This window comes from Streptomyces torulosus (assembly GCF_001419765.1).
Classification (GTDB): Bacteria; Actinomycetota; Actinomycetes; order Streptomycetales; family Streptomycetaceae; genus Streptomyces; species Streptomyces torulosus.
In genome coordinates this window covers 1-6,928 of sequence record NZ_LIRK01000399.1, presented here as the reverse complement: position 1 = coordinate 6,928, position 6,928 = coordinate 1, and the positions used below count along the sequence as shown (strand labels likewise).

The following is a 6,928-nucleotide window of genomic DNA, read 5'->3' as shown; positions in this document are numbered from 1 at the left end:
CCTTCTACCAGGCGAGCGCCGGCGACCCGAGGGGCGTGGCCGTGCGTCGGCGCTCGCCTGGTAGAAGGCGCGGGCCACCGGCGCACGCCAGTCCACGACCAGCGGCGGTGACCCCGGATGCTCGGTGATCCGCAGCCGCCCGAGGTGGTAGCTCTGCCCGGCGTGCTCGCCGTCGTGGCCGTCGTCCCCGAAGTCGAGCCGCCCGAAGAACAGCGGGCCCTCCGGCAGCTCCCGGAGTGCCTTGGCCTGACTGCGGAGCCGGTACCCGAGCACCTCCGCGTCGGCCCCCGAGGCGGAGACGTCCTCGCCGATCACCACCTGCTCCCCCGCACCCTCCACCATGGCGGCGAGGGCGGCGCGGCAGGCGTCGTGATGGGCGCGTTCACGGGCGAGGGCGTTTCGCAGGGAGGGGGACGGGTCGGCCGGGTTCTCGGGCGCACGAGTGGACGTCATTCCGCCGAGCGTACCGAAATAACGTAACCGAGTTAAATTTTTTACCGAGACTCAGTGATCGTGGAGCCCCACCCCGCGTCTCACACGACCAGCGTCCGCTCCAGCCGCCCGAACACGCGCTCGGCCGCCGCGACGGCGTCCCGCTCGATCTCCTCCACCGGCTCCCCCCGCTCGATCCGCCGCCAGTTCTCCATCGCCAGCACCCGTCGTACGGCGACGAGCTGCCCGGCGGCCACCCGCGCGTCGAGTCCGCCGCCGAGGGCCTCCGCGAGCGCCTCCTCGGACCGCTCCAGATGGCCGTACATGCGGGCGACCAGCGACGGCGTGCCGTAGAGGAGCCGGTGGAAGGCGAGGACGCGCGGGTGGTCGTTGAGTCCGGTGACCGGGTCGCGCCGGGCCAGCCCGGCCAGGAAGTGGGCCCGCAGCGCCCCCACCACCGACTCGCCCTCGGCCCGACCCGCCACGACCCGCGCCGACTCGGTCTCGTGGTCGGCGATCAGGTGCAGGACGAGGTCCTCCTTCGCCGGGAAGTAGCGGAAGAGGGTCGGCTTGGAGATCTCGGCGGCCGCGGCGATCTCGGCCACGGAGACCGCGTCGAAGCCCTTCTCCAGGAACAGCGCGATCGCGATCTCGGACACCGTCTCGTACATCCGCCGCTTCTTGCGCTCCCGCAGGCCGGTCTCACTCATGGGTCGAGCCTACGCAGGCACGCGGGCCTCGGACCCGGCGCCGAGGGAGGGCCGTGAGCCGAGCGAGGGCCGGGCACCGAGAGGGGCGCGGGCGTCCAGGGAGGCCCGGGCGCCGTGGAAGGCGTGCGACCTGGCGTGGAGTCCCAGGCCCGCGGTCGCGGCGGTCAGGGTCATGGCGTACCCGTCCACCGCCCGGCGCACGTTGGGCGCCTCCAGGCCGTCGCCGGTCACGAGACGGTCGAGGTCGACGTAGGCCGAGCGGACCGTCTCGATCCAGCGGTAGACCCGCCAGTCGTCCTTCCAGCCCTTGGTGCACTCCTCCGGCAGGAGCCGGGACCAGCGGTTGAACAGCCGCTCGCGGATGTCCGCGAGGGTGGGGGTGAGGTGCATGTGGCGGACCAGGTCGTAGAGCGGGTCGCCCACCATCGCCATCTCCCAGTCGATGAGGGTGAGCCCGGCACCGTCCTCGCGCCGTACGAGGTTCCACGGGTTGAGGTCGCCGTGCAGGAGGGCGGGGCGGCGTGGGGCCAGCAGATGGCGCTGGAGGAGTTCCCCCAGCCGGGCGCTGCCGGGCAGTCCCAGTTCCCGGGCGAGGTCGATGGTCTCCTTGGGGAGTTCGGCGACCATCCGGATCAGCTCGTCGCACAGGCGGGGGTAGAAGTCGTCGAGGGACGCGCTGCGGTCCAGCTCCCCGTACTCCGCGCGGGTCAACTCGGCGAGCTGGTCCACGAGGTCGTCCGCCTCGTGCGGCAGCAGGCCGTGCACCGGGTGGTCGGGCTGCCGGATCGTTCCCGTCGGCCCCTCGTAGGAGTGGATGGTGAACCGGTCGCCGAGCGCGCTGGTGCCCAGCGCCAGCACCCGCGGGGCGCGCACCCCCGGGCAGGACCGTTCGACGGCCCGCAGGACGGCGTGCTCGTAGAGGAAGCGGCGCTCCCGGGGCACGGCCGTGCCGACCTTGCGCCGCACCATCACGGGACGCGGGAAGCCGGACACGCACACGGCCGTACTGAGGTGGGCCGTCCCCCGGAACACCCGGTCCGCGGAGGCCGCGCCCTCCTCGAACAGCGCCTCCCGTACCGCCGACGCGGGGAACTCCGGGTGCTCGGGCACTCTCGTGTCGCGCTCCCAGGAGACGGCGGAGACCGTCCGCTCCCGGCTGTGCCGTCGGCCGTGGGACAGGTTCCAGCGGAACAGGACACGCTCGATCGCGCGCTCGTCGGGGACGCGCCGCAGCCGCAGGGGTTCCTCCGCCGCCACCAGCGCCCGGTGCACCGCGCGGGTCGCCTCGTCCAGGGCGCGCTGGTCGAAGGAGTCGCCGAGCGAGGTCGCCGCGCGCATGACGTCGGGGTAGACGGACTGGGCCCGCTCGAAGGCGAGGTAGTGCCCGAGGTCCCGGTCGAGGCCGTTGACGGCCTCGACCCGCCGTCGGCCCACGGCCTCGCCCCACGCGTCCGTCACCTGCGCCCACTGCTCGCTCGGGTAGCGGGTGCGCACGAGATGGGTGGCGAGGTCGTGCAGCGGGTCGCCGTAGGTCGCCAGCTCCCAGTCGACGCAGACCAGCGGGGGATCGCCGTCGTACGGCACGATCACGTTGTCGCGGTGCAGATCGGTGTGGAGCAGGCTGAACGGGCGGCTGGTCATCGTCGGCACCCGTTCGGCGAACCGCACCAGGGCGTCGTCGGGGATGCCCAGGGTCGCGAAGAGCCCGCCGAACCCGCCCCAGTTGCGCCGTCTGATCTGCTCCTCCGCCGCCAGGGCCAGCGCCCGCAGGAAGGCCCGGCTGTCCCTGCTCGACCGGGGCCACGACTGCGGCAGCGGGGGCAGGTCCTTCCTGCGCACCCGGGTCATGTCGGCCAGCAGCCCGGCGAGGCCCTGGATCAGCCGGGCGTCCAGCGGAGTGCCGTCGGGGTGGATGCCGGACAGCGGTACGCCCGGCACATGGGTCAGGACGGTCAGGTCCCGGTGCCGGACGAGACACCGCGGTGTGTGCGGCAGGAACCGGTGGACCGCCCGCAGGATCTCCGCCTCGTCCTGCCAGGTCCGCACGACCACGGGCAGCGCGGAGCGGATGCGCCGGCGCACGGTGACGGGCTGCCCGGCCTCGCAGCCCAGGAGCCGCCGGTCGGCCTCGGTCGGCGTCCGCACCGTGTGGTTCAGATGGTGATGGCCCCGGCCGGCCGGGCCCAGAGCTTCCGCACGGCGCACGAAGTCGTCGTACGCCGTCCTCCGGGCACCAGGCATGGGTGGACCATCCAAGGGTCACTCCTGAACAGCCGTGCGTCGCCTCTGATGTTCATGCGACGAAAGTGAGAGTGGGGACACTGTAATGGGCTGAGCCCCACGCCACCCGGCCAATGGCTCGTTCAGTACTTGCGCTCGGCTCCTCCGTCCGGGTGCCCCGTTCCGCGGGGCTGGTGGGAGGGCGCGGCGCGGTTCCCGCGGAAGGCCCTACGTCCGGGACCGCAGCACTTTGAGGACGGTCTCCAGCGATCGGACGACGACCCGGGCGCCCGCGTCCCGCAGCTGTCTTCCCTTGTCCTCGTCACGGGCGTAGCCGAGGAACGGCACTCCCGCCCGTTCGGCGGCGATCAGATCGGTCGGGGTGTCGCCGATCATCAGGGCCGCGGACGGTGTGGCGCCCAGTGCGCCGAGCGCCCGGTTCAGACAGTGGGGGTCCGGTTTCAGCAGGTGGAGGTCGCTCGTCCGGCCGTATATGTGCCGGCTGAAGCAGCCCGTCAGGCCCCGGCCGGCGAGGTAATCGGCCACGGTGCGCGGGGAGTTGTTGGTGGCCACCGCGAGCCGGCTGCCGAGCGCCGACCATGTGCGGATGAGCGGATCGGCGTACGCGGTGGGCATGGCGGAGGCGACCGCCTTCAGCTCCAGCTGGGTGAACCTCTCCTCCAGCTCCGCGACCAGATCGCTGCGCGGGCGCCTTCTGTTGATGGCGTACAGCACGACCATCGGATCCGGGTGGACCCGTTCCTCATCGGTGAGCAGGCCGTGCAGTCCCTGCCCCTCCAGCCACGCGACCAGATCCTTCGCCACCTGCTCCGCGGAGTGGCCCGCGAACAGCCGACAGATCGGGCCGTCGAAGTCGAACACCACGTAACGAACAGGAGCGATCAGCTCACGCAGGATCTCTGTCTCAACCGTCACCGCATCAGTCTGCGTCGTATCAGGCGTCACTAGGAGAGTGTCAGGTCCGTGGTGATGGTTTCCCAGAGGGCGTCGAACCACTGCTGGGACTGCTCCACGAACGCCTCGTCCCGCCGGCTGGTCTCCCGCGCGAACGAGAACAGCAGCGACTGGGTCCCGAACGCGTCGTACATCTCCAGCGGGCCGCCCTCCAACTGCTCCTCGCGCTTCATGAGCGTGTAGTACGCGATGAGGGCCTCCGTGCCGTTGAGGAGGTACAGCTTCACCGGCGGGGTGAACGGCAGAGCCCGGAACGTGACGCGGACGTCGATGCCGTGCGTGGACCGCAGGGCCAGCAGGTTGTGCCGCAGCACCTGACCCTGGGCGTTGCGCTGGGCGAGCCAGCGGCGTTGCAGCCGGCCGTCGACCGAGGCGTCGACCGGCGCGGGGAAGGCGAGCGGGATGTCCCGGCTCGGCAGCAGCACCCGCACGTCGACCCTGGCCGGTTTGATGCGTCCCGCGTGAATCTCGCGCAACGGCTCACCCACGGCGAGCGTGAGGGACACCGCCGTGAGACAGAGCGCGTCGATCACCACGTGCGGGGCGGCGAAGGCGGCGGATATGCGCGGGGCGAGTTCCACCATGGTGGGGCGCGGTGGCGCTCCGGGGCCGCCGGTGAACGTCTTTGCCAGGTCCGGAGCCACCGTCGCGGGGCTTCCCTTGGAAACGTTGGTGAGCAGCTGCTCCGACTGGAGGATGCGCAGCGCCTGGCGAACGGCACCGCGCTCCACACCGAACTCGTCGGCGAGCTTGGCCTGGGTGGGCATGCGCTGTCCCGGTCGCAGCTCGCCGGACCTGATCCGGCGGCGCAACGCGTCGGCCACCTCGTGATGTGACCTCTGGGGCCGCTGTGACGACTTCCGTCGATCGACGGCCGCACCTTCCCGCTCCACGAACAAACATTACAACTTCGCGCCATCTTCCGGCAGTTCATGGGAAGGTGGTTATGAGACGACTCCAAGCGGAGATAAGTAAGGAAGAGTTGGTCGCCAACTTCGCTGACATGGTCAAACTTTCAGCTTGTTGGTGACCTGGCTCACACAGACCGACCGATCGACCTCCCTTCCGGAGGGGAGCCGGGAGTTCGACCGGTCCGCACAGCCACAACTGAATGGCACAGCCACAACTGAATGCGCAGCCACAACCACAACTGAATAGCTACGGATGCAGCACACCCGCACACCGAGGAAAGGTCGAACGACAACTCCCGGGTCCCAGCGGCGGACCCGCCATCAGAAGAGGTCCGGGCACCACGGGCGCCTGGACGTCCGCAGCAGGGCGTCGGCGACAGCGGCGGCGCCCTTCCGCTGTTCCCCGACCCGGCCGAGCGCGGCGAGCCGCACCGCCGACTCGTCGCCCAGCCACAGCGCGGCGAGGTCCGCGACGTCCAGCACCAGATCGCCGTCCTCGCTCGTCGGCACACAACTCGCGCCGTCCGGACCGGCGTCCAGCCGGTAGCGCCCGGCCGCGAACCCGTCCCCGTCGACGATCTCCAGCACCAGCGTGCCGGTGCCCGCGTACGTCCGCGCCTCCAGCGCCCGTACGACGTCCAGGATCCGCACCCACAACCAGTCGGCCTGGGCGGTGACACGCGCGGCGCGCGGGTCGGGGAAGAAGTGCGGGAGGAGGTCGTCGGGGGCCCGCCAGCCCGTCTTGACCTTGGTGATCCAGTCGATCGAGCACAGGAAGTGCCACAGGGCGCGCTCGGCGGCCGGGGTCGTCGCGATCAGCCAGTTGACGTCGGCCGTGTTGTGCGGCTGCTTGTCGTGCCAGTGGTCGTCCGACTCGTACGAGACGAGGCCCTGGACCTCGCCGGCCGCCGACCGGTACACGGCGTAGAACGGCTCGGTCCACGACGAGACGATGCCCCGCTCACCGGTGTTGAGCCGCCACCAGCGCTCGTCGCGGTCCACGGCACCCGGCTGGGCGCGACGCAGTCGCTCGTGCAGCTCCGGGCCCAGCTTGCGTACGTCGGCCCCGTCGACGAGGTCGATGCGGCCGCCGTCGGCCGGGCCGGACCAGCGGGCGTCGAGTCCGGTGCGGGGCACGTCGATCGTCCACTCGGTGGTCCACGTGGCGGGGCCGAAGCCGTAGCGGCCGTAGATCGGGTACTCGGCGGCGATCAGCGTGGCGACGACGTCTCCGCGGTGCTTCGCGGCGGTGAGGTCCTCGGCCATCATCCGGGTCAGGAGGCCCCGGCGGCGATGCGTGGGGCTGACCGTGACGTTCGAGATGGCGTCGGCGGGGACGGCGGCGCCGCCCACGACCGTCAGCCGCTGCGGGAACGAACGGAACGTGGCGACGCAGCGGTCCCCGTCGAACGCGCCGAGCGTACGGGCCGGGACGATGTGCGCGGTGCGGTCCTTGAGCTCCTGCTCGGACCAGGTCTCCGGCGGCCGCAGGAACCCGGTGTTCAGCGCGCGGATCCAATCGGCCTTGTCGTCCCCGGTGATGGCACGCACGACGATGTCCTGGGAGGAGCTCATGAACCCACGCTAGGGGGTGCTCGGAGCGACTGTCGCGGGGTTTTCGCGTGCGCCGGCCCACGGGGGTGCGGGGGTGACTTGTGCGTCGCCGGGTGCGGGTGTGTC

At 71.4% G+C, this 6,928-nt stretch carries 5 protein-coding genes and 1 pseudogene; all 6 read right to left on the bottom strand.

What is annotated here, in order from left to right:
- A pseudogene (locus tag AOK23_RS26655) lies at positions 1–453 on the bottom strand (AAA family ATPase); the annotation flags it as partial.
- Between the two features lie 80 nt (positions 454–533).
- Positions 534–1,142, bottom strand: coding sequence for a TetR/AcrR family transcriptional regulator (locus AOK23_RS26650; RefSeq protein ID WP_055715172.1), 609 nt, complete (start codon positions 1,140–1,142; stop codon positions 534–536).
- A gap of 9 nt (positions 1,143–1,151) precedes the next feature.
- Positions 1,152–3,383 (bottom strand): phosphotransferase, encoded by a 2,232-nt coding sequence (locus AOK23_RS26645; protein ID WP_079049717.1) that lies wholly within the window; start codon positions 3,381–3,383, stop codon positions 1,152–1,154.
- A 207-nt stretch (positions 3,384–3,590) separates the two neighbouring features.
- Positions 3,591–4,298, bottom strand: coding sequence for an HAD family hydrolase (locus AOK23_RS26640; protein ID WP_240496568.1), 708 nt, complete (start codon positions 4,296–4,298; stop codon positions 3,591–3,593).
- Positions 4,299–4,327: 29 nt separating this feature from the next.
- Positions 4,328–5,236 (bottom strand): winged helix-turn-helix domain-containing protein, encoded by a 909-nt coding sequence (locus AOK23_RS26635; RefSeq protein WP_079049715.1) that lies wholly within the window; start codon positions 5,234–5,236, stop codon positions 4,328–4,330.
- Positions 5,237–5,569: 333 nt separating this feature from the next.
- Positions 5,570–6,823 carry a GNAT family N-acetyltransferase gene (locus AOK23_RS26630; RefSeq protein WP_055715169.1) on the bottom strand — a complete coding sequence of 418 codons (1,254 nt, stop codon included), beginning with the start codon at positions 6,821–6,823 and terminating at the stop codon, positions 5,570–5,572.
- Between the last annotated feature and the right edge of the window lie 105 nt (positions 6,824–6,928).

What these genes read in the sequence shown, in the direction of transcription:
- AOK23_RS26650 (WP_055715172.1), bottom strand. Translation starts at nt 1,142, where the DNA reads ATGAGTGAGACCGGCCTGCGGGAGCGCAAGAAGCGGCGGATGTACGAG.
- AOK23_RS26630 (WP_055715169.1), bottom strand. Translation starts at nt 6,823, where the DNA reads ATGAGCTCCTCCCAGGACATCGTCGTGCGTGCCATCACCGGGGACGAC.
- AOK23_RS26645 (WP_079049717.1), bottom strand. Translation starts at nt 3,383, where the DNA reads ATGCCTGGTGCCCGGAGGACGGCGTACGACGACTTCGTGCGCCGTGCG.